This is a genomic window from Microcystis sp. 49638_E5 (assembly GCF_021300285.1).
GTDB lineage: Bacteria > Cyanobacteriota > Cyanobacteriia > Cyanobacteriales > Microcystaceae > Microcystis > Microcystis aeruginosa_C.
Genome location: NZ_JAJTDH010000025.1, coordinates 1 through 24,335 on the forward strand (window position 1 = coordinate 1; position 24,335 = coordinate 24,335).

Sequence of the window (24,335 nt, forward strand, 5' to 3'; positions counted from 1 at the left end):
TTCTCTACAGTATTACCTTGAGCATCGGTATAAAATTCCTTTAACCCTAAGTCAATTCCTGTTATTTGTCCCGTCGGTTTATGGTATTCTTGCCGTTCTACGTCAATCAGAAACCGGCAATAATAACCGTCAGCACGTCTAACAACTCTTACCCGTCTAATCTGTTGCTCTGAATAATAAACTAAGGTCTTTTGACTACACCATAAACCAAATTCTCCTGCTTTAAAGCCATCAGTAAATCTGATTTTACGTCGATCATCAGATAGTTGGTAGCCTGTTAGTTTATACTCAACGGAACGACTATGCTTTTTGAACCGAGGAAACCCCTTTTTTCCCGGTATCTTGGCATGACAATTCTGGTAAAACCGATTAATTGATTGCCAGGCTCTATCAGCAGCCGATTGACGTGCTTGTGAGTTTAATTTATTAACCCAAGGTGTCTCTTTATTGTTAGCTAGTACCGAGCAAAGTTTTTGGAGATCATTGCGGGTTGTACCCTTATGATCCATACAATAACGAACACAAGAGTTACGCACAAACTGAGAAGTTTTGATAGCTTCATCAAGCCGGTGATATTGCTCTAGTGTCCCGTTTTTTAGCCTTGCTTCTACGACTAGCATATAACAATTCTCGACCATTGGTTAAGTAGATTGTAACACAGTTTGTCCACAGATGGTGGAATTAAACCGATGCTCCGTTGCTAATATTCTGGTCGGATTTCATCCCCCGCAAAGGTGAGTATCTTATCGAAAAATGTAGCGGGGGTATTCATCCGATATTTTAGGTAACTTAGGGAATGGGGGATAAGGATTAGGGGAAGTGGGGAAGTGGGAAATTTCAACTAAAACCCTAAAACCCCTAAAACCCCAACACCTAACCCCCAACAGCTAACGGCTAAAAATAATCTTCTCGATGGCATCTAGGGCGGCTTCTAGGTCATCATTGACGATTTGATCGGGGAATTCCTCGCTGGCGGCTAATTCTTCTCGGGCGCGTTCCAGACGACGGGCGATCGCCGTTTCAGCATCTTTGCCCCGGCCGCGCAAACGACGTTCTAATTCCTCGAAACTGGGGGGTAGGATAAAGATTCTCCTCGCTTCGGGGAAGCTTTGACAGACCTGTCTGGCTCCCTCCAATTCGATTTCTAGAATGACGGTCTGGCCCGCCGCTAATTGAGCGGCGATCGCTAATTGGGGTGTCCCATAATAATTGCCCGCGTATTCGGCCGATTCTAGAAATTCTCCGGCTGCCATTTTCTCCTCGAAACTGGGACGGTCGAGAAAATAGTAGTCTTCCCCCTCAATTTCACCCGGTCGAGGTGGGCGCGTAGTAGCGGATACTGACAGGTAGAGGTTAGGGAAACGAGTTAGTAAATGCCGGACTAGCGTACCCTTGCCCACACCGCTAGGGCCAGTAATGACGATTAATTGACCGGGTTGCATGGGGTTAATAACTTAGTTGCTACTATTAACAGGGGCTTCCTTGTTGACCACGAAACGGTGAGCCACGGTTTCCGGTTGAATGGCCGACAGCACCACATGACTAGAATCGGTGATGATCACCGCACGAGTCCGTCTTCCGTATGTAGCATCGATTAAACAGCCTTTATCCCGAGCATCACTGATGATGCGTTTGATAGGAGCCGATTCTGGGCTAACGATGGCGATAACCCGATTAGCGGAAACAATATTACCGAAGCCGATGTTGATCAGTTGTATATCCATAAGTTAACAAAGGTGCAGTCCTTTGTACAAAAGAGTGTGGAGGTATGATTACAATGTTATCGAGAAAGATTTAGCCTTACAAGGCTAAAAATAACATTCTTAATCACATTTTAGTATTTTTTCAGGTTTTTTGCGATTTTAATTAAATTTGTTTACACGAGTCTCTATCTTAGGGAATAAAAAGGCAAAAGTCGGGAAAATTAGGGAATTTTGAAGGTTTGGGGCGTGGGGTGATGGGGTGTAGGGTGTGGGGTGTAGGGTGTGGGGTGTGGGGTGTGGGGAGATGGGGTGTGGGGTGATGGGAGCTTTTTTCAGTGTTGCCAAAGGCACGGCGTAGCCGTCCAGTAAACAGTAAACAGTAATCAGTAATCAGTGAACTGAAAACTCACAACTGATCACTGATAACTGATCACTGTCAAGAATGTCCCCAGCAATGGCATGATAATTATGGTAACTAATAAGTATTCTCTATCCTTGGTGGGTGCGTCAGACTATGGGTTTTGCTGATCTATCGATCGCTGATATTGCGGCAGAGTACGATCTGGCCGATGAATCTGTGTTGTCACTTTGCGACCAATTAGGCATCTCCTATAAAGATCGGCAGACTAATCTCGCCCTAGAAGATGCTAAAGCAATTATCTCACTGATTTTATCCAAACGATCGGGAGTAACCGCCTCGAAAACGGAAACGTCCCCTTGACTTTATTCCCAACTGGGATCTTCTCGGTGTCCGTGATCACTTAGAATCGATCGACACCCTCCCAGAGGAGAAAATTTTTTAGTCACCTTAAAATTCCCTTTCTTGGAACAATTGCGAGTAGGAGAACAATGATCAAACGTTTGATTGTGGCAGCGATCGCTGTAGTTTTTTTTGTATTACAATTCAATCTTAACGGCGCTAGTGCCTTAGAACTCAATGAAAAAACCCTCACCATCACCCTCAATGATGCAGGGGAATCGGTGACTTTGACTTCTGAACAAGCGACGGAAGGACAGAAACTTTTTGTCGCCAATTGTACTAAGTGTCACCTGCAAGGTAAAACCAAAACTAATAATAACGTCAGTTTGGGTCTGGCCGATCTGGCAAAAGCGGAACCTCCCAGAGATAATCTGTTAGCATTGATTGATTATCTAGAACATCCCACCAGTTACGATGGTGAAGATGATCTAAGCGAATTTCATCCCAATGTTAGCCGTCCCGATATCTTCCCAGAATTACGCAATCTGACGGAAGATGATGTGTATAACGTCGCCGCTTATCTGTTGGTTGCTCCCCGTCTAGACGAGCGCTGGGGTGGCACAATTTACTTCTAAATTGCCCTCCATATATCCCTCGATCCCTCTAGATTTCTAGGGGGATTTTTGATTAGACAGCAAATAGTTGTAAAAATTCTTTGAGTTCATTTAATACCTCATGCTCAAAGTTCCAAATATGACGTTTGTTTTTCATAACATAATCAAATCCATTCATACTGCATTTCCTGCCAGCTTGTTTTTTGTCTTCTGTGGAACAGGTATCAAATCGTAAATAGTTACTAATCCAAAACTTATCAAAATCTTTGTCTTTAATCGATTTTTCTTGCTTGTTTAAACAATTTCTCCAGTCTTCTAAACAATCCGCATAGGTGGAATCTTGACTTTTAATCTTCTTGAGAACTGTTTCTAGTTCTCCTTGTCCTTCCACATTGGTAAAATAACAAGCAAATTCTGTGATTTGATCTTCTATTGTTGTCAATCTATAAAGCTGACTGGTTTTCCTAATATCTTCCGCTTCTGGATACACCTTTTTCAGACAATCGTTAAGCCAATTTAGTCGCTCTGTCTTAGTATCAGAATCTTGATCGATAATAATACCAACTTTAGGGATAGCTTTTTTACCAAGAGTCGCCTTAATTTCATCGAAAGTGCTGGTTAATTTAGCTTGATCTAAACCCTGTAAACATTTATAGTCATCTTCCTCAAAGCAAATCGGTTTATCTAACTGAATTTTGTTAATATTTAAGTATTTTACTAGGGCTTCGATAAAAATTTTATCATTCTTGCTCTCGACGATTAATAAGTTACTCACCTCTCACCTCATTGCCATGTTTTAAGGCGTACTCTAAAGTGCTTAATTGTCTTTTAATACCAATAATTTTATCAGTTCTGGGACTCCTTGCTAGTTCAAAATAGGCCCCCTGTTCTGGATAATATTCTAACCCCACATCGGCAAAAGCTTGGATCATCTCTAAACTATGGGTTGTGGCAAAAATTTGGCTATCTAGTTCGATAGCTAATCGGAATAAAGTTTTCCAAATATCTGGGTAAGCAGTATAGTGAAGACCATTTTCTATTTCATCGATAAAAATAATTTTTTGCGGATTAAGCAGCAGAGAAAAAATCATCTCTATTAGACGATTAATAGCTTCACCAAACAGAGATATGGGTAGGCGTTTTCTCTCTTTTCTTTTCAGATATAAATTTGGTTCACCCAGAAAAAAACTTTCTATTTTCTCAATAGAAGGATCGAGAATTTGTAGAGCTTTTAGCACTTCTTCTTCCTGTTCATTAAAAACTATTTTAGTATAGGACTCGCTCAATTCTTCCAAAGATTTACTGACAGATGCGGCAATGATTACTGGTTCCTCATCACCTGGATCAGGTAAAGCGAGTATTCCCTCAGAACTAGCAATTAAAAAATAGTTCAGTTGACCATCATTTGAGTCATTCTTGAGGTGAAAACTTGTGTGAATATTTAAGATAGAAATAACTGATTTATTTTTAGCGATAAAATCGTATAATTTTTGCAAGTCTTCAGAGATGCCTAAAACGCCATCTTTAAGAGAACCAGAAATCGATATTTTTACCAATTTATCTCCTCGTTTAGATTGGGAGCCTTTTAACTCAATAATATTTTTTCTATCAAGATTGAATAATAAATTATCCCAGGCATTTTTGGGAACAGCCTGAACAACTGCTAAAGATTGCCTACGAATGATTCCTCTGATGTAGGGATGAATAGTATTTGGATAGGGATAACTATACAAAAATATTGCCTCTAACAGGGCAGTTTTCCCTGAATTGTTTTTACCGCCAATTAAATTAACTCGCTCAAAACCTTCAATTTTGGTATGCTCAAAACATCTAAAATTACTAATTTCAATATCCTTAATCATGTTGACCTCTGGGCTGGATAAGCATAAACTTAGGGGTAGGAATGACCCTGGTAAGATGGGGATTTTTTTACTTAATTCTAGACGAGAATCGCCGCCAACTCTCAAATCGGTGACTATCCCCCACCGAAACTGCCACCCTAAGAGATAATAGAGACAGGGATTTATTTACATTTCTTCATCATGGCTAGAGACTTACGAGGATTTATTAAGCTTTTAGAAGATCGTGGCCAATTACGCCGCATTAGTGCATCGGTCTCTGCCGATTTAGAAATTGCCGAGATCGCTAATCGGATGCTACAGGTGGGGGGGCCGGCCCTACTGTTTGAAAACGTGCAAGGAGCAGAGTTTCCCGTCGCTATTAACCTGATGGGAACGGTAGAACGCATCTGTTGGGCGATGAACCTGAATAAACCCGAAGAATTGGAAGATTTAGGCAAAAAACTCGCCCTCTTGCAACAACCGAAACCGCCGAAAAAACTCTCCCAAGCGATCGATTTTGGTAAAGTGTTGTTTGATGTCCTGAAAGCCAAACCCAGCCGTAACTTTTTCCCTCCCTGTCAACAGGTGATTTTAGAAGGGGATGAAGTAGATTTAAAGAAAATTCCGATGATTCGCCCCTATTCTGGCGATGCAGGCCAGATTATCACCCTAGGGCTAGTAATTACCAAAGATTGCGAAACGGGAAACCCTAACGTCGGTGTCTATCGCTTACAGCTACAGTCTCACAATACCATGACCGTTCACTGGTTATCCGTGCGCGGTGGGGCGCGTCACCTGCGAAAAGCGGCGCAAATGGGCAAAAAATTAGAAATAGCCATCGCTTTGGGGGTTGATCCTCTAATTATCATGGCCGCCGCCACTCCTATCCCCGTAGATCTGTCAGAATGGCTGTTTGCGGGATTGTACGGCGGTTCTGGGGTACAGTTAGCCAAGTGTAAAACCCTCGATTTAGAAGTGCCGGCCGACTCAGAAATCGTCCTCGAAGGAACAATTACCCCCGGAGAGGTATTGCCAGATGGACCCTTTGGTGATCACATGGGTTACTATGGCGGTGTGGAAGATTCACCCCTGATTCATTTCCACTGCATGACCCACCGTCGCGACCCCATTTATTTAACCACTTTTAGCGGTCGTCCTCCCAAGGAAGAAGCGATGATGGCTATCGCTCTTAATCGTATTTATACACCGATTTTACGGCAACAGGTGTCGGAAATAAGAGATTTTTTCCTGCCCATGGAAGCTTTAAGCTATAAAGCGGCGATTATCTCCATTGATAAAGCTTATCCCGGACAAGCGCGGCGAGCGGCCTTAGCTTTTTGGAGTGCCTTACCCCAGTTCACCTATACTAAATTTGTCATCGTCGTCGATAAGGAGATTAATATTCGCGACCCCCGGCAAGTGGTTTGGGCAATTAGTTCTAAAGTGGATCCGGTTCGCGATGTGTTTATTCTCCCGGAAACCCCCTTTGATAGCCTCGATTTTGCCAGCGAAAAGGTCGGTTTGGGGGGAAGAATGGGAATTGATGCCACAACAAAAATGTATCCCGAAACGGACCACCAGTGGGGGGAACCTTTGGAGTCGGATCCGGCCATGGCGGTCAAGGTTTCCCAACGCTGGTCAGAATACGGTTTAATCGATATTAATTTACAAGAAGTAGATGCCAATAAATTTGGCTACGAAATGTACTGCCCACTCCCTCCTGGTGCTTGACATAAATCCCGCAATAATGTTAAAATGAGAAACTGGCTTAAGCCAAAGACAGCAGGTGCGAAACAGCTTAAATACCCTGCCGAGGTCAAAGCGAGAAAACAGCGGCCAAAAAGACTAAAGAGAGATTTTTTCTGTCTCGGTCGTGCCTGAACTGATTCTCTCCAATCAACCCCGGCGCTACAAGGGGTTATTTTTGCGCCTGTGGAACCGGTCCCCCGCATACAGGAGGTGAACAAGGGATGGGGAGAAGCAGAGAAAGCAAGGGATTAATTCTAGAAGAATTAAAAACCTCCCTTAGCGAAGCTCAATTAACGATGGTCATCGACTATCAAGGTTTAACCGTCGCCGAAATCAGCAATCTACGCCGCAAATTGCGCCCCACGGGAACGATTTGTAAAGTCACCAAAAATACTTTGATGGGATTGGCGATCGCTGAAGATAGTGGCTGGGAACCGATGAAAAGCCTTTTATCGGGAACATCCGCCTTTCTGCTCGTAAAAGAGGATATCGGTGGAGCTTTCAAGGCCTATCAAGAGTTCAAAAAAGAAAGCAAAAAAACCGAATTGCGCGGCGGTGTCCTCAAAGAAGGGACAAAAGGTCAACTGTTGACAGAAGAGCAGCTCAAAGCGATCGCTGATTTACCGTCGAAAGAACAGTTAATCGCTCAGGCCGCCGGAGCAATCAACGCCATTGCCGCCAAACTGGCCCGCAGCATCAACGAAGTTCCCGCATCTTTGGCCCGTGCCGTCGATGCCGTGGCCCGTCAAGAAGAAAAAGAAGCGGCTTAATACCGCGCCAATCAATCACTTAAAACAATTAGGAGTCTAACCCATGTCTGCTGTAGCTGAAATCTTAGAAAAACTCAAAACCCTGACCCTCTTAGAGGCTGCGGAATTAGTCAAAGGTATCGAAGAAACCTTCGGAGTTAGTGCCGCCGCTCCAACTGGTGGCATAATTATGGCGGCCCCTGGGGCTGCTCCCGCGGCTGCTGCTGAAGCTGTGGAAGAACAAACCGAATTTAACGTCGTTCTCGAAGAAGTTCCCGCCGACAAGAAAATTGCTATCCTCAAGGTAGTGCGCGAATTGACCGGTTTAGGACTCAAAGAAGCGAAAGACCTAGTAGAAGCCGCTCCCAAAGCGGTTCAAGAAGGCATTAACAAAGACGAAGCCGCCGCCACCAAGAAAAAACTGGAAGACGCTGGGGCAAAAGTTAGCGTTAAATAGCTCGCCACTGATTCTGGGGATGTAGATTACATCCCCAGGCAAGCTGAAAAGCTCATTTCCTGATACTATAGGATTGTTATAGCAGTCTTGTAGGATGTCCAACCATGGAAAGCGTCGCTTACATTTTGGTTTTAACTATGGCTTTGTCGGTAATTTTCTTCGCCATTGCCTTCCGGGAACCTCCCCGGATTCAAAAGTAAATTTCTTAACTCCGTTTAATAATTTTCTTTCCCGAGCCGCCCGCTTGCCAAAAGCAGGTTAGCGGCTCTGGTTTTCCTATTTAAAGGCTTAAATTAAAGGTTCCCCTCACCGAGCGCCTCCTATGCAATGCCCTAATTGTCAGCATACCGATAGTCGCGTTTTAGAGTCCCGTTCCTCCGAAAACGGTCAGAGCATTCGTCGTCGTCGTGAATGCTTACAATGTAAACATCGCTTCACCACCTACGAGCGCATCGAATTCGTGCCGATCACGGTGATTAAAAAAGATGGTAAACGGGAATCTTTTGATCGCTGCAAACTGCTGCGCGGTATCGTCCGGGCCTGTGAAAAAACTGGCATTCCCCACCTAAGATTAGAGGCGATCGTCAATGATATCGAATCCCGTCTGCAGCAAGACTCAAAACGGGAGGTAACAAGTCAGGAGATCGGTCAATTAGTCCTAGAATACCTCCGGCAAGAATCGGAAGTGGCCTATGTGCGCTTTGCTTCGGTTTACGGCAATTTTCAGGGAATTAGAGACTTTATCGCCGCTTTAGCGCTGCTGCAATCCTCCGAAATTGAACGCGCTCATCCTTCTTGGTCTGAAGCGGAAGAGGCCAGCGTGATCACCTCGTCTTAAATAGTTCCCGATTCAGTTATAATTAGGATCCCTTGTGCTATTTAAAGCCCAAGCTCCGGTTAGATTCTTACAAAGTCATTCTTGAGGCAGATTGCCTCCAAGAATGCAGGATGCGGCAGTTCATCCCCTAGGCCCTGCCTAGTAACTAAATTAGGAGGCATCTCCTGTATTTAGAAACTGTACATCACATAGGAGGAAAAACCTACGGAAATTCCGAGGCCCAAACAACGTACATGACCACCCAAAAAACCGCAAACAAAAACATAGGCTTTACCCATGAAGATTTTGCCGCCCTTCTAGACAAATACGATTATCATTTCAGTCCGGGAGATGTTGTCGCCGGGACTGTTTTCAGCATGGAACCCCGGGGAGCGCTCATCGATATCGGTGCTAAAACCGCCGCTTTTATCCCCGTGCAGGAGATGTCGATCAACCGCGTCGATAATCCCGAAGAGGTTTTACAGCCCAACGAAACTCGGGAATTTTTCATTCTTACCGATGAGAATGAAGATGGACAGCTAACTCTGTCGATCCGTCGCATTGAATATATGCGCGCTTGGGAACGGGTGCGTCAATTGCAAAAAGAAGATGCTACCGTGCGCTCCAATGTTTTCGCCACTAACCGTGGTGGGGCATTAGTCAGGATTGAAGGTCTCCGCGGCTTTATCCCCGGTTCTCACATTAGCACCAGAGAGGCGAAAGAGGATTTAGTCGGTCAGGAATTGCCCTTAAAGTTTTTAGAAGTGGATGAGGATCGCAACCGTCTGGTTTTAAGTCATCGTCGCGCTTTAGTGGAACGCAAGATGAACGGTTTAGCCGTGGGACAGGTGGTAATCGGTTCTGTGCGCGGAATCAAGCCCTACGGTGCTTTCATCGATATTGGTGGAGTCAGTGGTTTACTGCATATTTCCGAAATCTCTCACGATCACATTGACACCCCCCACACGGTTTTCAATGTCAATGATGAGTTGAAAGTGATGATTATCGATCTCGATGCCGAAAGAGGTCGCATTTCCCTCTCGACTAAACAATTAGAACCAGAACCGGGAGATATGCTAAAAAATCGCCCGTTAGTGTTTGAAAAAGCCGAAGAAATGGCGATTAAATACCGAGAAAAACGTCTAGCGGAAGCGGAAGGCCGGACCGTCTCGGAAGTAGTGGAAGAAATCGAAGTTCCCCCCGCCTTGGAGGAGGAAGATTTAGTTCTCGCCGCCACCGAGGAGTAGGTCAGCTATCAGTTATCAGTTATCAGTTAAGTACCTAAGCAAAATTAATTACACATATCTAACCACCTCTTGCCTCTTGCCCCTTGCCTCTTGCCTATCTTCACTAGGAAATTAATTTTGCACGACTACTTATCAGATGTGAGTTTTTAGTGGACAGTCTTAAGTAGGGTCTGCGGCAATCCCCCGTGAAACAGGAAGCTCTCAACGACCTTGAGAGTAGTTCACTTTCAATCTTTAAAACCGACACGGCTGGCAACTCCTGTAATTCCGGTCATCTCCTCACTACTGTTGGCATCGAGGAAACGATCCAAGTCATCAAAAGTGGTTCCGTAGGCAATAGTGCTATCGTGGTATCCTTTCAGACTGACGGTATGTTGAGTAAAAACTTGCTGGAGATGGGGTAAACCGATGAGATAACTGTAGGTAGTGGCTCCGATGGCTAAATCCTTGCCCATTTCTTTGGTAGCCGACTCTAAACGAAAAGCGGCGTTGACTGTATCCCCGATCGCTGTATAATCTGGATGTTCACCGCTGCCAGTATTGCCGACCATAGCATAACCAGTATTCACCCCCGCACCGATGCGTAATTTAAAAGGTAAGGGATATTGTTCGCTTAAGGTGCGAGTCATGTTATTTAGTTGTATAATTGCTTGGAAAATTTGCAGGATATCGTCTTGATCGACTTCCTGTTGGCCGTGAAACCAGATGGCCATGATCGCATCACCAATATATTTATCTACCCAACTGCCGGAACTGCGGATAATATTCCCCGCATGGCGAAACCAATTGCCAATCAGAGAAGAAAGCACTTTTTCGTCTAATTGCCTCGTTAAAGCCGTAAAATTACGCATATCTACCACCATCACCGATGTTAAGCATCGTTCATGGACGGCGGAGGTGAGGGTATCCCATTCTAAATGGCGCGGTTGCTTGCCTGCATTGGTGGGAGTAGGACGATAGAACTGCACCTCGGTTTTGCCAAAGGTGATCTGCTCTTTGCTATGGATAGTCACCGGAATGGCTACCCTTCTGCCATTGACAAAAGTTCCATTGCGACTACCGAGATCGATCAGATAAAAATCCCCTGTTTCCGTGGATTGTAAAATAGCGTGATTACGAGAGATACAGTGATCTTTAATCACGATATCGTTATCTTTGCTCCGTCCGATTGTCCAGTAAGCTCTCCCCACGAGAGGGAAAAAACGCTGGCCCTTCTCGGTATGGAGTAGTAAATAGGGGTTTTGTCCTAGTAGTATATCCACGGGTGCATAAGCGGCAATAGATAGACTGCGTTAATTATATAGCCTATTGTCTTAGGCCAGAGAGGCGGTAATCCAAAATAAACCATCGACTAAAATTGTACTCAATACAGCCCCGCTAAATGCCCACCAATGACATACCCTTTTTTGCAAAGGATAAATACCGATCGCTAAGAGCAGGTTGAGCAGCACAATCGCCCAACTGATGCCCCAGGGGGTCTCAATTTGGGCTAAGGCGTTATGAAATATCGGCGATACTAGGTTGGGATCTAGTTCCACGGTCATTAATTGTCGCCAGTAGGGAATTAGTCCCGTTAGATAGAAATATACATCGGTGATGGCCGTTCCTAACAAAGAACCCAGATAGAAAAGATTGCCCACTTTGCCACGACCTTTGTATAGTCCCCAGAGAACAAAGGGCAGCCCGATCGCTTCCATGGGAATATGGATCAAAGGTTCCCAACGCCACCAACCCCAGTAGAGAGAACCTGCTAACCAACTCCAACTAAAGCCCAAAAGTAAATCCCCCCAAAGACTGATTTTTTCTTGTTTGAGCAGCCAAACCCCTAACCCCACCCAGAAAAAGGTTAAACCTAGGCTAACTTCGGGATAGTAGCGCACTAGGGGCGCTTGTATGAATACGGGGACTGATACCAGAAATGCTGCTGTCCAAAAGACGGATTGACATTTTTCCCAGTTAGGGACTAGGGGTTTCAGGCGATCGGGATTGCTGGAAACTAGGGTAGAGTTGAGCAAAGGATTTCAGAATTGTTACGAAACTTTACTTACATTAATATACATCATTCTCTGTCCACTATATCCCCTCTAGAAGATTTTAATCAGTTAAAAAGGAAAATTGAGGGAGAATAACTGAGCGCTATCCTGTTAGAATCGAAACGACAGCAGCGATCGAGGAGTGAAACAAATATGCCGGCGGGCTATGAAGAAAATCCCAGAATGCCCCTAGATAAAGTTATTTTTGTTATTGCTTGCATCTATCTAGGTTGGGTGGTGGCATGGCTCATCAGTCAGAAAAATGCCCCTATCTCTCAAAATAGCACGACTTCCCAAGAAGATAAAAAATTTATTGCCTATCTGCAATCATCCCTTGCTATTATCGATCGCCAAAGTCAAACTTCATCCCCCGATCCCAATCCTGCTGCCAAAAATAACCCTTCTCCAGTAGTGCCAGTTCCACCAGCACCACCCGCTAATTTACCGGTTAATAACACTCCCCAGATCATAGAAAGAATTTACGTTCCTGTTTATCCCCAAACCCCTGAAACTACTGCCAAACTTGTCCCAGTTACACCCTCAAATACCGACATTTCTGCACCACCATTACCAGCTGCTCCCCAAGGGAATCGACCAGTAGCATCGGTTATTCCTACCAATAATCAGGTGAAAAATACTCTAGTGGGAGTGATGGATTTAGGCGATCGATCTACAGCTTTATTTGATAATAAGGGCATAACCACTCGTATTTCTCCGGGGGAATTTATCAATGGTTGGACTTTAGTGGAAGTTGGTAATCAACAGGTTATTTTGTCTCGCAATGGCCAAACAAAAGTCTTAGAAGTGGGACAATCTTTTTAGGTTAAACGACGGATAAATTCCAGGGGTAAACCGTCTGTATCGGCAATAAAGGTGACTTCATAGACATGATCGCCGATCATCTGTTGTTGGGGTGGCAAAAGAATATTTAAAGGTTGATATAAATCGGCTTCCTCTTGATGGGCTTGCTGAAGGTTATTTGTTAATTTTTCTAACCATTCTGGTAAATTGCTGACATTTTCTGTTAGGTCAAAAGACAAGTGATAATAACCGACATAATGCTGATCACCAAAGGCATCGGGAGCGGGTTTCGGTTGAGGAATTTGGATTAATTCGATGCGTCCGTTTAACCCCGTTAGCCAACAGGCCAAAGTATAACCAGTAGTGAATCTTTCCTCTAGGGTAAAACCGAGAAGTTGATAAAAAGCGATCGCCCGATGGATATTAGCGGTACGAATAGAAACATGGTGCATTTTCAGGAGAAAGAATTATGAATTATGAATTATGAATTATGAAGTGGGAAGTGGGGAGATGGGGAAGTGGGGAGATGGGGATAATAAATAAAAGCAATCTTCTATCTCCTATCTCCTGACGACTGGCTCCTAATGGCTAATGATTAATCAAAAAGACGAAAATAGGGATAACGTTTGGGAACCCCCGGTTCTTTTTCCAGATCAAAATTAATTACATCCCAACAGGGTTCATCGGGGGCATCGGGACTAAATTCTACCGGTAAACCGTAGAGACGGGGAATAGTGGCTTCACCCAGTTCATTACCGCGCCAAGTGGTGTTACGTTCTAGGTAGGAACTAACTAAATCGCGATAACGGTTGGCAATAATTACTTTAGTCGCTTTAAATCCTTGAGTATAGAGGCGATCAAGTGCTTCGTGAATCTCAAAACGAATACCATCCGGGTGGGTGTGTTGACGATACCACTCACCATTCCAGAGTCGCCAATGCCGTCCTGACTGCAAGTGAACCAACTCACCCGTTTTGGGATCGGCTTCAAAAGCCCCATGGCGCGGACACAAATAGGTATCCGTCAAAGTGAGGGCGGGGATTAGCTGCCGACAGTGAGGACAATGGATATCGGGGCCAAAAACAGGGTATTGTAAACTTGCATTGATCATGGAAGAACCTAAACTAAAAATTGCTATCTTTGTACCAATAAGCCTATCCATATTATACCCAACCAAATTGGACGGGTATTCTCTTTCGACTTTAGTGCAGATCCTTTCATGTCTTTAGATAACTTAAGATCAACTTCTAATTTCTGGCCCCTTGTCGATGTCAGTCAAGCGGCTTTTATCGCCCCTAATGCCACGGTAATGGGCGATATTTCCCTAGCTGTGGGGGTGAGTGTTTGGTATGGGGCGGTATTGCGTGCCGACGTGGAACGCATCGAAATTGGGTCCTATACTAATATCCAAGATGGGGCGATCCTACACGGAGATCCGGGCAAAATTACTATCCTTGAAGATTACGTTACCATCGGGCATCGGGCGGTAATTCACGCAGCCCATATTGAACGCGGTTGTTTAATCGGCATTGGGGCAGTGATTCTCGATGGTGTGCGCGTCGGGGCGGGTAGTATTGTCGGGGCGGGTAGTATCGTGACAAAAGATATACCACCGCGATCTTTAGTGGTGGGCATTCCCGCTAAACGTGTCCGGGAAGTCTCGCCACAGGAGGCTCAAGAGTTGATCGAACACGCCGAGCGCTATGCTAAACTTGCCCTCGTTCATGCGGGAAAAGCTACTGATACCGGATTCCCAAAACGGGCGGATTAGGGTATAAATATAAAATGAGAATCAAGTAACAATCTTTTAAGCACTGACCGAGGAGAAGGAAATCTATGGACTGGAGAGTGTTAATCGTTTTAACCCCTTTGCTTATTGCTGGTGGCTGGGCTGTCTTCAATATCGGCGCTGCCGCTCTTAGACAAGCTCAACAGTTTCTCAGCAAACAAAGTTAATAATAGTTTATAGTTCTTAGTAAAACCGACCGCCTAGGCGATCGGTTTTTAATTTTTCCTGTTTGAATTATGAATTATGAATTATGAATTATGAATTGGGGTATGGGGAGAACAAATAAAAATAATCTCCTGTCTCCTGAATCCTGACTCCTGACTCCTAACCCCACCAACAAACTTTTTCAGCAAACCCTACCTAACCATGAAATCTAATTGTCAAAATCTCATTCAAGAACTTGCCCATCTGGAAATTATCACCGATCCGGGGCAAGTGGCGAAACTTTCCTTAGATTATTATCATTTTAGTCCCATTTTAGAAGCACAACTGCAAGATAAACGGGCTGATTTAGTCATTCGTCCCCAGAATAGCCAAGAGGTTATTGACATCGCTAAAACCTGCGTTAAATACCAAATTCCTTTAACAGTTAGAGGTGCGGGTACAGGTAATTATGGTCAATGTGTTCCCTTGCAGGGCGGAGTAATTTTAGACACAACCAAACTAACAAAAATTATCTCGATCGAACCAGGTACAGCCCGGGTAGAAGCGGGGGTAAAAATGGCATTTTTTGATAAACAAGCTCGCGCAATCGGTTGGGAATTAAGAATGGCTCCCTCTACCTATCGGACGGCGACAATTGGCGGTTTTATCGGGGGTGGCAGTGTGGGCATGGGTTCAATTAATTATGGACAATTGAAGGATAGGGGCAATCTGCAAGCAGTGCAGTTAGTCACCTTAGAAGCGGAACCAAAAATTATCGAATTACGGGGGGATGAGGTAGAAAAAGTCAATCATGCCTACGGAACAAATGGCATTATTACCGAGTTAGAAATAGCCCTCGCTCCCTGTTATCCTTGGGCAGAATTTATCGTTACTTTTGCCGATTTTATCACCGCCGCTAAATTCGGTCAAGCTCTCAGTGATAGTGATGGCATTGTCAAGAAAATGGTTAGTGTTCACTCTTGGCCAATTCCTGCTTATTTTACTGCTCTTAAGGATTATTTACCCACAGGAAAAGCGGCAGTTTTGTTAATAGTATCGGACAGCGATCGGGTCGCATTAGAATCTTTAATTAAAGAATATAATGGTGAACTTACCTACTATAAAACGCCAGAAGAAACTCAAAAAGGCAACAGTATCTTAGAATTTACTTGGAATCATACCACTCTCCACGCGCGTAGTTGTAACCCCAAAATAACTTATCTACAAGCTTTTTATTTTAATCTAGCCACGGTGGAGAAACTCTATAATTATTTTGGTGAGGAAATAATGATGCACCTAGAATTTTTGAGATTTCAAGGTAAAGTTATTCCCGCCGGTCTTCCCTTGCTAGAATTTACCACAGAAACTCGATTAAATGAGATTATTGCTATCTATGAACAACAGGGGGCAGCCATTGCCAATCCTCACACTTATATCATGGAAGATGGCGGCAGCAGACAGATTAATCCGCTACAACTAGAATTTAAACAACTCGTCGATCCCTACGGATTGAACAATCCGGGTAAAATGCGAGCATGGGTTGAAGCAAGGGAGTAGGGGTTCGATTCAGGCTAAATTAAACAAGATAGTTCACCGCGGCTCTCTTGGATTTGGTGGGTAAAATGTATTCTAAGATATAATCCTCCTAGAGAGGGGGTGGAACGAACCACAAAGACACAAAGGACACAAAGATCAATCAATCATATTGTAAGTTAAACTTATCACACACAACCTAGAAGAGCCTCACCGCTACTATCGAATTACTAACCGCTAAAAAGGGAGTGGGGAAAACAAAACTCCCCGCTGCCCCCTGCCTATTCCCAGACTTGCCCCGATCCGATACAATTAAACGGTTGTCTTGGAATAATTAATAGTGATCGAGCGTTATACTCTCCCTGCGATGGGGAATTTGTGGACGGATAGATATAAATATCAAACATGGCTAGAGGTAGAGATAGCCGTCTGTGAAGCGCAGGCAGAATTAGGCTATATTCCCGGGGATGCAGTGGAAGAAATTAAGGCAAAAGCTAATTTTGATCCCGATCGCATTTTAGAAATAGAAGCAGAAGTGCGCCACGATGTCATCGCCTTTTTAACAAATGTTAACGAATATGTGGGCGAGCCGGGGCGTTATATTCATTTGGGTTTAACCAGTTCTGATGTACTAGATACCGCCCTGTCCTTACAATTAGTCGCCAGTTTAAACCTGATTTTAGAACAATTAGAAGATTTCATTCAAGCCCTGCGCTATCGCGCCCAAGAACACCGTTATACAGTCATGGTGGGACGTTCCCACGGCATTCACGCCGAACCGATCACCTTTGGCTTTAAACTAGCGGGATGGTTAGCGGAAGTGCTGCGAGGACGCGATCGTTTAATTCGCTTGCGCCAAGACATCGCCATCGGTAAAATATCTGGTGCAGTGGGAACCTATGCCAATATTGACCCGAAAATTGAGGCGTTAACCTGTCAGAAGTTAGGATTAGAACCGGATACCGCTTCCACTCAAGTTATCTCCCGCGATCGACACGCCGATTATGTGCAACAATTAGCCTTATTAGCGGCTTCGATCGAACGTTTTGCCGTGGAGATTCGCAACCTGCAAAGAACCGATGTCCTAGAAGTGGAAGAATACTTTTCCAAAGGACAAAAAGGCTCCTCCGCTATGCCCCATAAACGTAATCCCATCCGTTCAGAACGCTTAACGGGAATGGCGAGAATTATCCGTAGTCATAGCGTTTCCGCTTTAGAAAATATCGCCCTCTGGCACGAAAGAGATATTTCCCATAGTTCCGTAGAACGGGTGATGCTGCCAGATGTTTGCATTTTGACCCACTTTATGCTCAAGGAAATCACCGATTTAGTCAAAAATCTGCTGGTGTATCCCGAAAACATGAAGCGAAATATGAATGTTTACGGTGGCGTGATTTTCAGTCAAAGAGTTCTTTTAACTTTGGTGAGTAAGGGAATTAGCCGGGAATCTGCCTATAAAATCGTCCAAGAAAACGCCCATCGCGCTTGGAACACCGATAACGGCAATTTTAAAGCTTTTATCAGCCAAGATGAGCGAGTTACCGGCATTTTATCCCCCGACGAGATCGAAAGTTGCTTTGATCCCCAGCAGCACCTAAATCATCTTAATAGCATCTACCAAAGGTTAGATATTTAAGGAGCTTTCAGTGATCAGCTAACCACTAGCTTGTTGCTTTAGAAAGGTAATGACAGCGTTTTGGATTGTCGGTTGGCGATCGATCTTTTCTCAGAAAGCGATCGCTATTCGTTTCTCAATCATGGTTGCGTTTGAAGATAAAACTAAAGAATCGGCGCAAGCGAGTACGAATCGGGTAAAATAAGGGTCTGTATTCGGAGTGTTCGTTTTTACGATGAAAATCAAACTCTGGAATTTAGGTAGTATTAAAGAGGCAGAAGTGGATCTTCGGCCTCTAACCGTTATTATTGGCCCGAATAATTCTAATAAAACTTATATCGCCTACTCGATTTATGGGTTATATCAGCTTGTCAGCCTTAATTTTTATGATGAAATTTTAGAAAAAATAGAATTTACAACTCAAGCCGATCATTGGTCTTTAAAAATAGACCGACGTTTTTATGATGTTATATCTGAAGTTATTCAAAGTTACGCATCTAGATTTAGCGGGATAAAACTACAATCTTTTTTCCAAGATTCTAGCGGTAAAATTTTTGAAAAAACAAAATTCAGTATCGAAATCAAAATTTCTGAAGATGATATTAAAAGAGCTATAGAAGAAGTTTTAGCGGATACAATACTTGGAATCGAGAAAATCGAGCGAAGTGATAACAATAGTGAGATTTTATTTTATTGGGAAAAACGCAACGAAGAACATACTGATTTTCTTAGCAGGATAGTTATTGGTACTTTTATTAGTACCGTCGGAAAATTTTCTGACATACTTCCTTTACCCGCCGAAAGAAACGCTTTTATAAATACCTATAAAATGCTGGCCAATAGAAGATATAAGCTACTTAAAGAGAATCAGAGAGAGCTATTGATACAAGGACGTATTAATCGAGAGCCATTGATACAAGGACTTATTAATCGAGATAAGCAGTTAGAGTTACTAAAAGAACAGGGAGATATTCGCTATCCTCAACCAGTAGAGGATTTTTTAGATTTTTTAACTGACATAGAACTAGAAAATAAGCCCGATCCCATTGCCAAAAATAAAAATGATTTTCAAAAATTAGCCGATCAAATTGAAAAGTATATTCAAAATAACAATAAAACAATCTTTAAAAAGACTAAATTCGGAGGCAGAGAAATTAAAGTTTCGGTAAAAAGAAGTTTAGAGATCGATCTTTATAATGCTTCCTCGTCTATTAAACAATTAGCCCCGCTTTTACTCTATTTACGCTATCGAGCAAAATCCGGGGATTTTCTGGTGATCGATGAGCCTGAAATGAACTTACATCCAGAATCTCAGGTAAAATTGTTAGAATCTTTAGCGATTTTAGTAAATTTAGGAGTTAGAATTTTATTGACGACTCATAGCCCCTATTTGATGGCTCATCTTAACAATATCGTTAATGGTAATCACCAAAATCCAGAACTTTTAGCCGAACAAGCTAAATTGCTTTATCTGCAAGATAGCCGAGCTTTTCTTAAAATGGAACAGGTTAGTGCCTATGAAATAAAAAATAATAAATTACTTTCTTTACACGACCCTGAATACGGTATTCGTTGGGATACTCTCAGCGATGTATCAGTTGATATTCAACAAAAGTTTTTTGCAATTTATGAAGCAGGACAACAAAACCAAGAAACCGAAGAAGGATGTTCCTCAGAAGAAGAATAAACTCGATTGGCAGAAATTTAACTTTTTAGAAAATTTGCTTATTTTCTGTACCGTACCCGATCGGATCGCTCCACCCGAAAGCGGTGTCAGCTTTCGGATTACCAAGCCAGAAAAAGATTCCGTTTGTATTTTATTTAAAACTGATCGTCAGAAGGATCCTCTCGTTAGAAATCAAAAGCAGAAAAGACCTGATTATTTATCTCTTTTTATTCAGAATGACTTACTTCTGCTGACAATTATCGAGATGAAGGGAACTAATAAAAATTCCACGAGTACAGGTATCGAACAAATTACAACTTTTAGAGATATTTTAAAACAAGAAATTGCCGATCATGTCACCAGTAAACTTAAATATAAATTACAAGCTATCCTATTAACTCCCTATAATGCCGATATTCCTCGAAAGGCGATCAAAGAGGAAGCGGAGAAAGGATTTATTATTTTACCTATCCAGTATAATTTGAAAGCGGAGCTTTATCCTTATGTTTCCAAGACTTACAGGAAAGCGGATTTAAGCAAAATAAATTATATTCACGACGAGCAACATAAAGAATCCGATTGTTTGTTAATCGAAAACTTGTTGGCTAGACAAGCATCGGACAAACGTGAACAGGATAACTATTATTTATGTAAATTCACTCCCACCAAAGATAGACAAGGCATCTATATAGATTATCAGGTGTCGAGCGATCGAGACTTGATCACCCTATTAACCGATCCGCAGGGAAAGAAAGTTCAATTGGCTTACTGTAGTGATGATTCTCAAAGTTCAATCGATCAAATTCAGGAAGAGATTAAAAATTTAAACATATATGGAATGGTAGAGATGGTAAGTCGCCTAATCAATAGTTAGTATAAAAAATAGGTGTAGAGAAATCGGCGTTGCTGATTTGAGATATGAATCTTCTTTTCTGGTATTTTTAAAACCTAGAGCCAAACTAACTTTTGCACGGGAACCTGCACAGTTGCCATTCATGCCTTGATTCAGCAATGCCGAAAATTAACCATCTCTGCCATTACTTTAGAAAAATGGTATTAGCAAGGTCTTATTCACGTTTGATCAGGATTATCCTCTATATTGTTGACTTTCGTTAATTGTGGAAAAATATCTCGTACTGCCTTTTCAAATTTTTTGTAGGAAGACAAGGATTCTAATTTCGACAATTCGATTTTTGTACCAAGCGGTGAATATAAATCGTCAATTTTTAGTTTATTTCGATCCCGTTTAGTCATACCTTCTCTGGCTTTATTGATGGCATTTTTAATTGTTTCTTTCGGATTGCTAAAAGATTCGGGTTCTTTATCGATTGCTAACTCACTATCACTTTTATTTGTACACAATTCTTTTTTTAGTAATTCTTTGTCTGCTAATATCCAGGCTTCAGTCATTTGTATTGGAACGATAGCAACTAAATTTTTGCATAAGTCTCGCTCGTCTGATTTAATAGCATTAAAAGCCGGATCAATTCTTTCCTTAAATGCGTTTTCATCTGTTTTATCATCTGCGTCTGCATGGAAGCACAAAACCATTGCTCCCTTCTCCACCGCTTGAATTGCATATTTTTTAGCTTTTTCTCGGATATTTTCGCGAGAGATTTGTGAAAGACAAATTGGGTCAAAAATTTCTATTTCTTGTTCATCGTCAAAAGCAACTCTCTCGAAAGTGCGCTTAATAATATTCGGTAAAAATCTATGATCGGAACTGCCTTCTGTAGCTAAGGCAATAATTATTTGTTTGGGTTTTTTTGCCATCTTAATTGATTTACGTTAATTGGTTTTGTTGATTTTTAATATTTTTAATCGCACTTTCAGCATCAGCAGTTTTTAGATATTCGACAACTTCCGAGAGAGTTAGCTTGGCCTCATTTTCGGAGTAAAATAAGGTTAATTGCTTTTTATTCTCTTTGATAACAGGGTGAAAATTACTGCTTTTCATCTTAATTCGCTTCCCTTCAATAGTGGATATTATAGTGGTAAGTTGAGAAAGCCAAATGCTGACATTTTTATCATCTTGCCAATTAATTAATTGACTCACCAGAACCGGAGAATGAGTGTTCACTATTACTTGGCGTAAAGGCATTTCAGTATCTTCAAAATCGACAGTTAGCTCTTTTAATAATCTTGCCATTGCTTCAATACGAAAAGGATGAATGCCATTTTCTGGCTCTTCAAAACACAGTAATCCTGTGTGTTGTCGGTCGTATTGCAGGACACATAATGTTAATAAACGTAGGGTTCCTTCGGAAAGCACTCTTGAAGAAAACTCCCGACCATCATCACCTTTTACCTTGATAATAAATTGTCGATTTGCTTTGTCATCATAAACATTAACTTCTGTAAGATTCGGTAGCAGATTATTGAGATCACGGGAAATTGCTGTGAGGGTATATTCATCATCTTGTTTAATGCGAAATAAAGCAGCGGCTAAATTCTTTCCGCTTGCTGTTATTGTATCTCTGATGCCCATATCTTGACGAGTAGGTTCTCGCAGATCTTCGGGATTAAGCTGCATAAACTTCCAACTCAGCATTTCTTGTTTGGCGGCTAATATATGTCTAAAATCTATGGTATTAATGCTGCTTAAAACAGTTTGTGATGCGTTTTTTGCGGGAAATACTTTTTTATTCCCTTGTTGACCGTCTTGAGGTACAACAATGGTAGCAATACCACTAATATCTTCAGTCTTAATATAAGGAATCGCTCTCCTACCCGTTACTTTTGGTCGCCAAGTTTCCAATACTGTCTTAGGAATATAATTTTTTACCCAATTATCTTCATTGTGCTTTAAATTTTCTAAACATTCATCAACAATATACAAGTTTTCAAATCCACTTATATTAGACTCTCGTTTAATTTTTAATTGATAGCGCAACCTTGTATATTTAAGATCGACTTCCCCACCCCAATTATCTTTTACCTTGCGATTGACTAACATTTCAACTATAAATTCCATTTCCGTGGCGTAGTCGTCCTCATCATATTGGGTAAAAAGTTCGCTAGGATGTCCTCGCTGCTCGCTAAAAGCTGTCTTCAGATCCACTTCTGCCAGCCGCGCCAACAATTGCAAAGCATCAAATAAATTACTCTTACCAGAAGCATTAACCCCAGCAACTACAGTAAGCGGCGTAAATTCCATTTCAAAATTATGAAAGGATTTAAAGCCATGAATTTTAATATAAGTAATCATAGTTTTAGGCGATAGGTAATATTAAAACATCAGCGCGACATTTAACCATACTGGACAATCTTTTTAACTTTCGCCTGATACCGTCCTACTATAATCTAGACATTGGCTTTCAGGGGTAGTGCGATTACGCCGATTTTGTCGGGTGCGTTACCTGCCGCAAGGAGGGAGAACGCACCTTACCGATCGATTCCTGAGAGTATAGGGTCTTAGTCTGACAAAACCCATAGACAACAGCTTATCTGGCTGACGGCCGACGGCTGAGGACTGGCGGCTAAAAATTAACATTGCAAGAAAACTTAACAATTGGCCAAGAAACTCGATCGAGTAGGTAGAATAGCAAGTAAACCATTTTGTAAACTCCAACCGATTAACTAACTAGAATAGAGATAACCCAGAACGCCTGTGATAGATAAAAGACGCACTACTCGCGATCTCCCCCAAATTAACGAAAGAATCCGCTTTCCCGAAATCCGCGTTATCGATAGCGACGGCTCTCAACTGGGAATTATTACTCCTGCCGACGCTTTGCGCGTGGCCGAAGAAAAGGAACTTGATCTCGTCCTCGTCAGTGAAACGGCAAGTCCTCCCGTTTGCCGGATTATGGACTATGGTAAGTACAAGTTTGAACAGGAGAAAAAGGCCCGCGAAGCCAAGAAAAAACAGCATACAGCCGATATAAAAGAAGTTAAAATGCGCTATAAAATCGATGAGCATGACTACAACGTGCGAGTCAACCAAGCGCAACGTTTTTTAAAAGCGGGAGATAAGGTAAAAGCGACGATTACCTTCCGAGGTCGGGAAATTCAACACTCTAACCTAGCGGAAGAATTACTGGCTCGCATGGCCAAGGATTTAGAGGATGTAGCTGAGGTACAGCAAGCACCAAAAAAAGAAGGTCGTAACATGATGATGATGTTATCGCCGAAAAAATAACTAACTAATCCGGAAAAAGGGGCTAAGTCCCCTTTTTTGTTCTTCGGAAATCCCGAAAGGAAACCAATAATCTAAAACAAATGTATTATCCGAGAATTAAGTCTCTGGATTGCAATCACAGGCACTCACAGGGGTTAACCTAGGAGCAAAAGACTATTGTGAAGCATAGTCTAAAAATTGATGACCGAGTTTACTGGCTCTTCTAGGTTCTGTGTGATAAGTTTAACTCACAATATGATCGATCTTTGTGTCCTTTGTGTCTTTGTGGTTCGTTCCACCCCCTCGCTAGGAGGAATGTATCTTAGAATACATTTTACCCACCAAGCCTGGGAGAGCCGTTTACTGCTATTCAGCGTGAATGCGTGGATGGAGTAAACGCTCGACCGGTTGACCGTTTTTTAAATGTTCCTCGACAATCTGATTGACATCCTCTGGTTTAACACGACAGTACCAAGTTTCTTCGGGAATAATTCTCACCGTGGGGCTAGTGCTACACTGTCCTTGACAACCACTGGTCATAACGATGACATCTTCTGGGAGAGCTGCCGTTTGCCAAGCTAAAAGAAGCTCGGACGCACCCTGCACCAAACAGGAAGAATGCTGACAGACCATCACAAATCGCTTTTGGGGATAAGACATATTACCTAAAAAGTTGCAAAATTAGATAGTTCCCTGGGTATATTTTTGGGGGGTCACTTTGGGGAAGCATAGTTTTATTTTGCCCCGAATCCCCGAT

The 24,335-nt window shown here is 42.5% G+C and carries 29 protein-coding genes and 1 other annotated feature; of the genes, 17 read left to right on the plus strand and 12 right to left on the minus strand.

Going from position 1 to position 24,335, the window contains the following annotated elements:
* From LW728_RS09145 to remA, 3 genes are all read right to left on the minus strand, one after another.
* On the minus strand, positions 1-620 hold a 620-nt coding region (locus LW728_RS09145), incomplete at its 3' end, for an RNA-guided endonuclease InsQ/TnpB family protein (protein WP_287766408.1).
* 267 nt (positions 621-887) lie between these two features.
* On the minus strand, positions 888-1,442 hold the full coding sequence (gene gmk / locus LW728_RS09150; RefSeq protein WP_004268573.1) for a guanylate kinase: 555 nt from the start codon (positions 1,440-1,442) through the stop codon (positions 888-890).
* Between the two features lie 12 nt (positions 1,443-1,454).
* The gene (remA, locus tag LW728_RS09155) at positions 1,455-1,724 is read right to left on the minus strand and encodes an extracellular matrix/biofilm regulator RemA (protein WP_002737924.1); all 270 of its coding nucleotides are present in this window, start codon (positions 1,722-1,724) and stop codon (positions 1,455-1,457) included.
* A gap of 493 nt (positions 1,725-2,217) precedes the next feature.
* On the opposite strand from remA, the gene LW728_RS09160 reads away from it, so the two are divergent.
* Both LW728_RS09160 and psbV read left to right on the plus strand, forming a co-directional pair.
* Positions 2,218-2,424: a hypothetical protein gene (locus LW728_RS09160; RefSeq protein WP_004268575.1), complete on the plus strand. Its 207-nt coding sequence runs from the start codon at positions 2,218-2,220 to the stop codon at positions 2,422-2,424.
* A gap of 128 nt (positions 2,425-2,552) precedes the next feature.
* On the plus strand, positions 2,553-3,038 hold the full coding sequence (gene psbV, locus LW728_RS09165; protein WP_002754644.1) for a photosystem II cytochrome c-550: 486 nt from the start codon (positions 2,553-2,555) through the stop codon (positions 3,036-3,038).
* 52 nt (positions 3,039-3,090) lie between these two features.
* Here the strand turns inward: psbV and LW728_RS09170 are convergent, their stop codons facing one another.
* Positions 3,091-3,792: a DUF3226 domain-containing protein gene (locus LW728_RS09170; protein WP_004268577.1), complete on the minus strand. Its 702-nt coding sequence runs from the start codon at positions 3,790-3,792 to the stop codon at positions 3,091-3,093.
* Positions 3,785-4,879, minus strand: a complete 1,095-nt coding sequence (locus LW728_RS09175) for an AAA family ATPase (protein WP_287766410.1) — start codon at positions 4,877-4,879, stop codon at positions 3,785-3,787. The genes LW728_RS09170 and LW728_RS09175 overlap by 8 nt, the downstream gene beginning before the upstream one ends.
* Positions 4,880-5,059: 180 nt before the next feature.
* On the opposite strand from LW728_RS09175, the gene LW728_RS09180 reads away from it, so the two are divergent.
* The 6 genes from LW728_RS09180 (at position 5,060) to LW728_RS09205 (ending at position 9,877) form a co-directional block, all read left to right on the plus strand.
* A complete protein-coding gene (locus LW728_RS09180; protein ID WP_287766412.1) occupies positions 5,060-6,589 on the plus strand; it encodes a UbiD family decarboxylase in 1,530 nt (509 codons plus the stop codon).
* A gap of 24 nt (positions 6,590-6,613) precedes the next feature.
* Positions 6,614-6,730: a sequence feature (ribosomal protein L10 leader region), on the plus strand.
* 98 nt (positions 6,731-6,828) lie between these two features.
* Positions 6,829-7,377 (plus strand): 50S ribosomal protein L10, encoded by a 549-nt coding sequence (gene rplJ / locus LW728_RS09185; protein ID WP_004268584.1) that lies wholly within the window; start codon positions 6,829-6,831, stop codon positions 7,375-7,377.
* 43 nt (positions 7,378-7,420) lie between these two features.
* Positions 7,421-7,813 (plus strand): 50S ribosomal protein L7/L12, encoded by a 393-nt coding sequence (rplL, locus tag LW728_RS09190; protein WP_287669683.1) that lies wholly within the window; start codon positions 7,421-7,423, stop codon positions 7,811-7,813.
* Between the two features lie 104 nt (positions 7,814-7,917).
* Positions 7,918-8,013 (plus strand): photosystem II reaction center protein T, encoded by a 96-nt coding sequence (locus tag LW728_RS09195; protein WP_012267019.1) that lies wholly within the window; start codon positions 7,918-7,920, stop codon positions 8,011-8,013.
* A gap of 122 nt (positions 8,014-8,135) precedes the next feature.
* Complete coding sequence (gene nrdR / locus LW728_RS09200) at positions 8,136-8,651, plus strand: transcriptional regulator NrdR (RefSeq protein WP_004268588.1); 516 nt, start codon at positions 8,136-8,138, stop codon at positions 8,649-8,651.
* Positions 8,652-8,884: 233 nt separating this feature from the next.
* Positions 8,885-9,877 carry a 30S ribosomal protein S1 gene (locus tag LW728_RS09205; RefSeq protein WP_002737013.1) on the plus strand — a complete coding sequence of 331 codons (993 nt, stop codon included), beginning with the start codon at positions 8,885-8,887 and terminating at the stop codon, positions 9,875-9,877.
* 227 nt (positions 9,878-10,104) lie between these two features.
* Here the strand turns inward: LW728_RS09205 and LW728_RS09210 are convergent, their stop codons facing one another.
* Positions 10,105-11,139 carry an adenylate/guanylate cyclase domain-containing protein gene (locus tag LW728_RS09210; protein ID WP_287766414.1) on the minus strand — a complete coding sequence of 345 codons (1,035 nt, stop codon included), beginning with the start codon at positions 11,137-11,139 and terminating at the stop codon, positions 10,105-10,107.
* 51 nt (positions 11,140-11,190) lie between these two features.
* Positions 11,191-11,892, minus strand: coding sequence for a DUF3120 domain-containing protein (locus tag LW728_RS09215; RefSeq protein ID WP_004268599.1), 702 nt, complete (start codon positions 11,890-11,892; stop codon positions 11,191-11,193).
* 171 nt (positions 11,893-12,063) lie between these two features.
* Here LW728_RS09215 and LW728_RS09220 point away from each other — a divergent pair, with 171 nt between their 5' ends.
* On the plus strand, positions 12,064-12,732 hold the full coding sequence (locus tag LW728_RS09220; RefSeq protein WP_004268600.1) for a hypothetical protein: 669 nt from the start codon (positions 12,064-12,066) through the stop codon (positions 12,730-12,732).
* Here LW728_RS09220 and LW728_RS09225 read toward each other — a convergent pair.
* Positions 12,729-13,163, minus strand: coding sequence for a VOC family protein (locus LW728_RS09225; protein WP_004268601.1), 435 nt, complete (start codon positions 13,161-13,163; stop codon positions 12,729-12,731). The two genes, LW728_RS09220 and LW728_RS09225, sit on opposite strands and share 4 nt — an antisense overlap.
* A 143-nt stretch (positions 13,164-13,306) precedes the next feature.
* Positions 13,307-13,822 (minus strand): TIGR02652 family protein, encoded by a 516-nt coding sequence (locus tag LW728_RS09230; protein WP_043997956.1) that lies wholly within the window; start codon positions 13,820-13,822, stop codon positions 13,307-13,309.
* A 108-nt stretch (positions 13,823-13,930) separates the two neighbouring features.
* On the opposite strand from LW728_RS09230, the gene LW728_RS09235 reads away from it, so the two are divergent.
* The 7 genes from LW728_RS09235 to LW728_RS09265 all read left to right on the plus strand — a co-directional run bounded on the left by LW728_RS09235 (position 13,931) and on the right by LW728_RS09265 (position 20,332).
* Entirely contained in the window at positions 13,931-14,482 is a 552-nt protein-coding gene (locus LW728_RS09235) for a gamma carbonic anhydrase family protein (protein WP_004268603.1), read from the plus strand.
* 65 nt (positions 14,483-14,547) lie between these two features.
* Entirely contained in the window at positions 14,548-14,667 is a 120-nt protein-coding gene (locus tag LW728_RS09240) for a photosystem II protein Y (RefSeq protein WP_012265998.1), read from the plus strand.
* Between the two features lie 199 nt (positions 14,668-14,866).
* A complete protein-coding gene (locus tag LW728_RS09245) occupies positions 14,867-16,201 on the plus strand; it encodes an FAD-binding oxidoreductase (RefSeq protein ID WP_287766416.1) in 1,335 nt (444 codons plus the stop codon).
* Between the two features lie 316 nt (positions 16,202-16,517).
* Positions 16,518-17,813, plus strand: a complete 1,296-nt coding sequence (purB, locus tag LW728_RS09250; RefSeq protein ID WP_004268608.1) for an adenylosuccinate lyase — start codon at positions 16,518-16,520, stop codon at positions 17,811-17,813.
* Positions 17,814-17,862: 49 nt separating this feature from the next.
* The gene (locus LW728_RS09255; RefSeq protein WP_256377576.1) at positions 17,863-17,997 is read left to right on the plus strand and encodes a hypothetical protein; all 135 of its coding nucleotides are present in this window, start codon (positions 17,863-17,865) and stop codon (positions 17,995-17,997) included.
* Positions 17,998-18,027: 30 nt separating this feature from the next.
* A complete protein-coding gene (locus LW728_RS09260) occupies positions 18,028-19,479 on the plus strand; it encodes an AAA family ATPase (protein WP_004268610.1) in 1,452 nt (483 codons plus the stop codon).
* Positions 19,421-20,332: a hypothetical protein gene (locus LW728_RS09265; protein ID WP_004268612.1), complete on the plus strand. Its 912-nt coding sequence runs from the start codon at positions 19,421-19,423 to the stop codon at positions 20,330-20,332. Before LW728_RS09260 ends, LW728_RS09265 begins: the two co-directional genes overlap by 59 nt.
* 197 nt (positions 20,333-20,529) lie before the next feature.
* Here LW728_RS09265 and LW728_RS09270 read toward each other — a convergent pair whose 3' ends face one another.
* Complete coding sequence (locus LW728_RS09270; RefSeq protein ID WP_287766419.1) at positions 20,530-21,231, minus strand: DUF4276 family protein; 702 nt, start codon at positions 21,229-21,231, stop codon at positions 20,530-20,532.
* Between the two features lie 10 nt (positions 21,232-21,241).
* Positions 21,242-22,666, minus strand: a complete 1,425-nt coding sequence (locus LW728_RS09275) for an AAA family ATPase (protein ID WP_287766421.1) — start codon at positions 22,664-22,666, stop codon at positions 21,242-21,244.
* Between the two features lie 402 nt (positions 22,667-23,068).
* Between LW728_RS09275 and infC the strand changes: the two genes are divergently transcribed.
* Positions 23,069-23,599, plus strand: coding sequence for a translation initiation factor IF-3 (infC, locus tag LW728_RS09280; RefSeq protein WP_004268617.1), 531 nt, complete (start codon positions 23,069-23,071; stop codon positions 23,597-23,599).
* Positions 23,600-23,944: 345 nt separating this feature from the next.
* Here the strand turns inward: infC and LW728_RS09285 are convergent, their stop codons facing one another.
* Positions 23,945-24,238 (minus strand): (2Fe-2S) ferredoxin domain-containing protein, encoded by a 294-nt coding sequence (locus tag LW728_RS09285; RefSeq protein ID WP_287766423.1) that lies wholly within the window; start codon positions 24,236-24,238, stop codon positions 23,945-23,947.
* Positions 24,239-24,335: the final 97 nt, after the last annotated feature.

Excerpts from the sequence above, each read along its gene's own strand:
- gmk (WP_004268573.1), bottom strand. The coding sequence starts at position 1,442 with ATGCAACCCGGTCAATTAATCGTCATTACTGGCCCTAGCGGTGTGGGC.
- remA (WP_002737924.1), bottom strand. The coding sequence starts at position 1,724 with ATGGATATACAACTGATCAACATCGGCTTCGGTAATATTGTTTCCGCT.
- LW728_RS09160 (WP_004268575.1), top strand. The coding sequence starts at position 2,218 with ATGGGTTTTGCTGATCTATCGATCGCTGATATTGCGGCAGAGTACGAT.
- psbV (WP_002754644.1), top strand. The coding sequence starts at position 2,553 with ATGATCAAACGTTTGATTGTGGCAGCGATCGCTGTAGTTTTTTTTGTA.
- LW728_RS09175 (WP_287766410.1), bottom strand. The coding sequence starts at position 4,879 with ATGATTAAGGATATTGAAATTAGTAATTTTAGATGTTTTGAGCATACC.
- LW728_RS09180 (WP_287766412.1), top strand. The coding sequence starts at position 5,060 with ATGGCTAGAGACTTACGAGGATTTATTAAGCTTTTAGAAGATCGTGGC.
- rplJ (WP_004268584.1), top strand. The coding sequence starts at position 6,829 with ATGGGGAGAAGCAGAGAAAGCAAGGGATTAATTCTAGAAGAATTAAAA.
- rplL (WP_287669683.1), top strand. The coding sequence starts at position 7,421 with ATGTCTGCTGTAGCTGAAATCTTAGAAAAACTCAAAACCCTGACCCTC.
- LW728_RS09195 (WP_012267019.1), top strand. The coding sequence starts at position 7,918 with ATGGAAAGCGTCGCTTACATTTTGGTTTTAACTATGGCTTTGTCGGTA.
- nrdR (WP_004268588.1), top strand. The coding sequence starts at position 8,136 with ATGCAATGCCCTAATTGTCAGCATACCGATAGTCGCGTTTTAGAGTCC.
- LW728_RS09205 (WP_002737013.1), top strand. The coding sequence starts at position 8,885 with ATGACCACCCAAAAAACCGCAAACAAAAACATAGGCTTTACCCATGAA.
- LW728_RS09220 (WP_004268600.1), top strand. The coding sequence starts at position 12,064 with ATGCCGGCGGGCTATGAAGAAAATCCCAGAATGCCCCTAGATAAAGTT.
- LW728_RS09225 (WP_004268601.1), bottom strand. The coding sequence starts at position 13,163 with ATGCACCATGTTTCTATTCGTACCGCTAATATCCATCGGGCGATCGCT.
- LW728_RS09230 (WP_043997956.1), bottom strand. The coding sequence starts at position 13,822 with ATGATCAATGCAAGTTTACAATACCCTGTTTTTGGCCCCGATATCCAT.
- LW728_RS09235 (WP_004268603.1), top strand. The coding sequence starts at position 13,931 with ATGTCTTTAGATAACTTAAGATCAACTTCTAATTTCTGGCCCCTTGTC.
- LW728_RS09240 (WP_012265998.1), top strand. The coding sequence starts at position 14,548 with ATGGACTGGAGAGTGTTAATCGTTTTAACCCCTTTGCTTATTGCTGGT.
- LW728_RS09245 (WP_287766416.1), top strand. The coding sequence starts at position 14,867 with ATGAAATCTAATTGTCAAAATCTCATTCAAGAACTTGCCCATCTGGAA.
- LW728_RS09255 (WP_256377576.1), top strand. The coding sequence starts at position 17,863 with ATGACAGCGTTTTGGATTGTCGGTTGGCGATCGATCTTTTCTCAGAAA.
- LW728_RS09260 (WP_004268610.1), top strand. The coding sequence starts at position 18,028 with ATGAAAATCAAACTCTGGAATTTAGGTAGTATTAAAGAGGCAGAAGTG.
- LW728_RS09265 (WP_004268612.1), top strand. The coding sequence starts at position 19,421 with ATGAAGCAGGACAACAAAACCAAGAAACCGAAGAAGGATGTTCCTCAG.
- LW728_RS09270 (WP_287766419.1), bottom strand. The coding sequence starts at position 21,231 with ATGGCAAAAAAACCCAAACAAATAATTATTGCCTTAGCTACAGAAGGC.
- LW728_RS09275 (WP_287766421.1), bottom strand. The coding sequence starts at position 22,666 with ATGATTACTTATATTAAAATTCATGGCTTTAAATCCTTTCATAATTTT.
- LW728_RS09285 (WP_287766423.1), bottom strand. The coding sequence starts at position 24,238 with ATGTCTTATCCCCAAAAGCGATTTGTGATGGTCTGTCAGCATTCTTCC.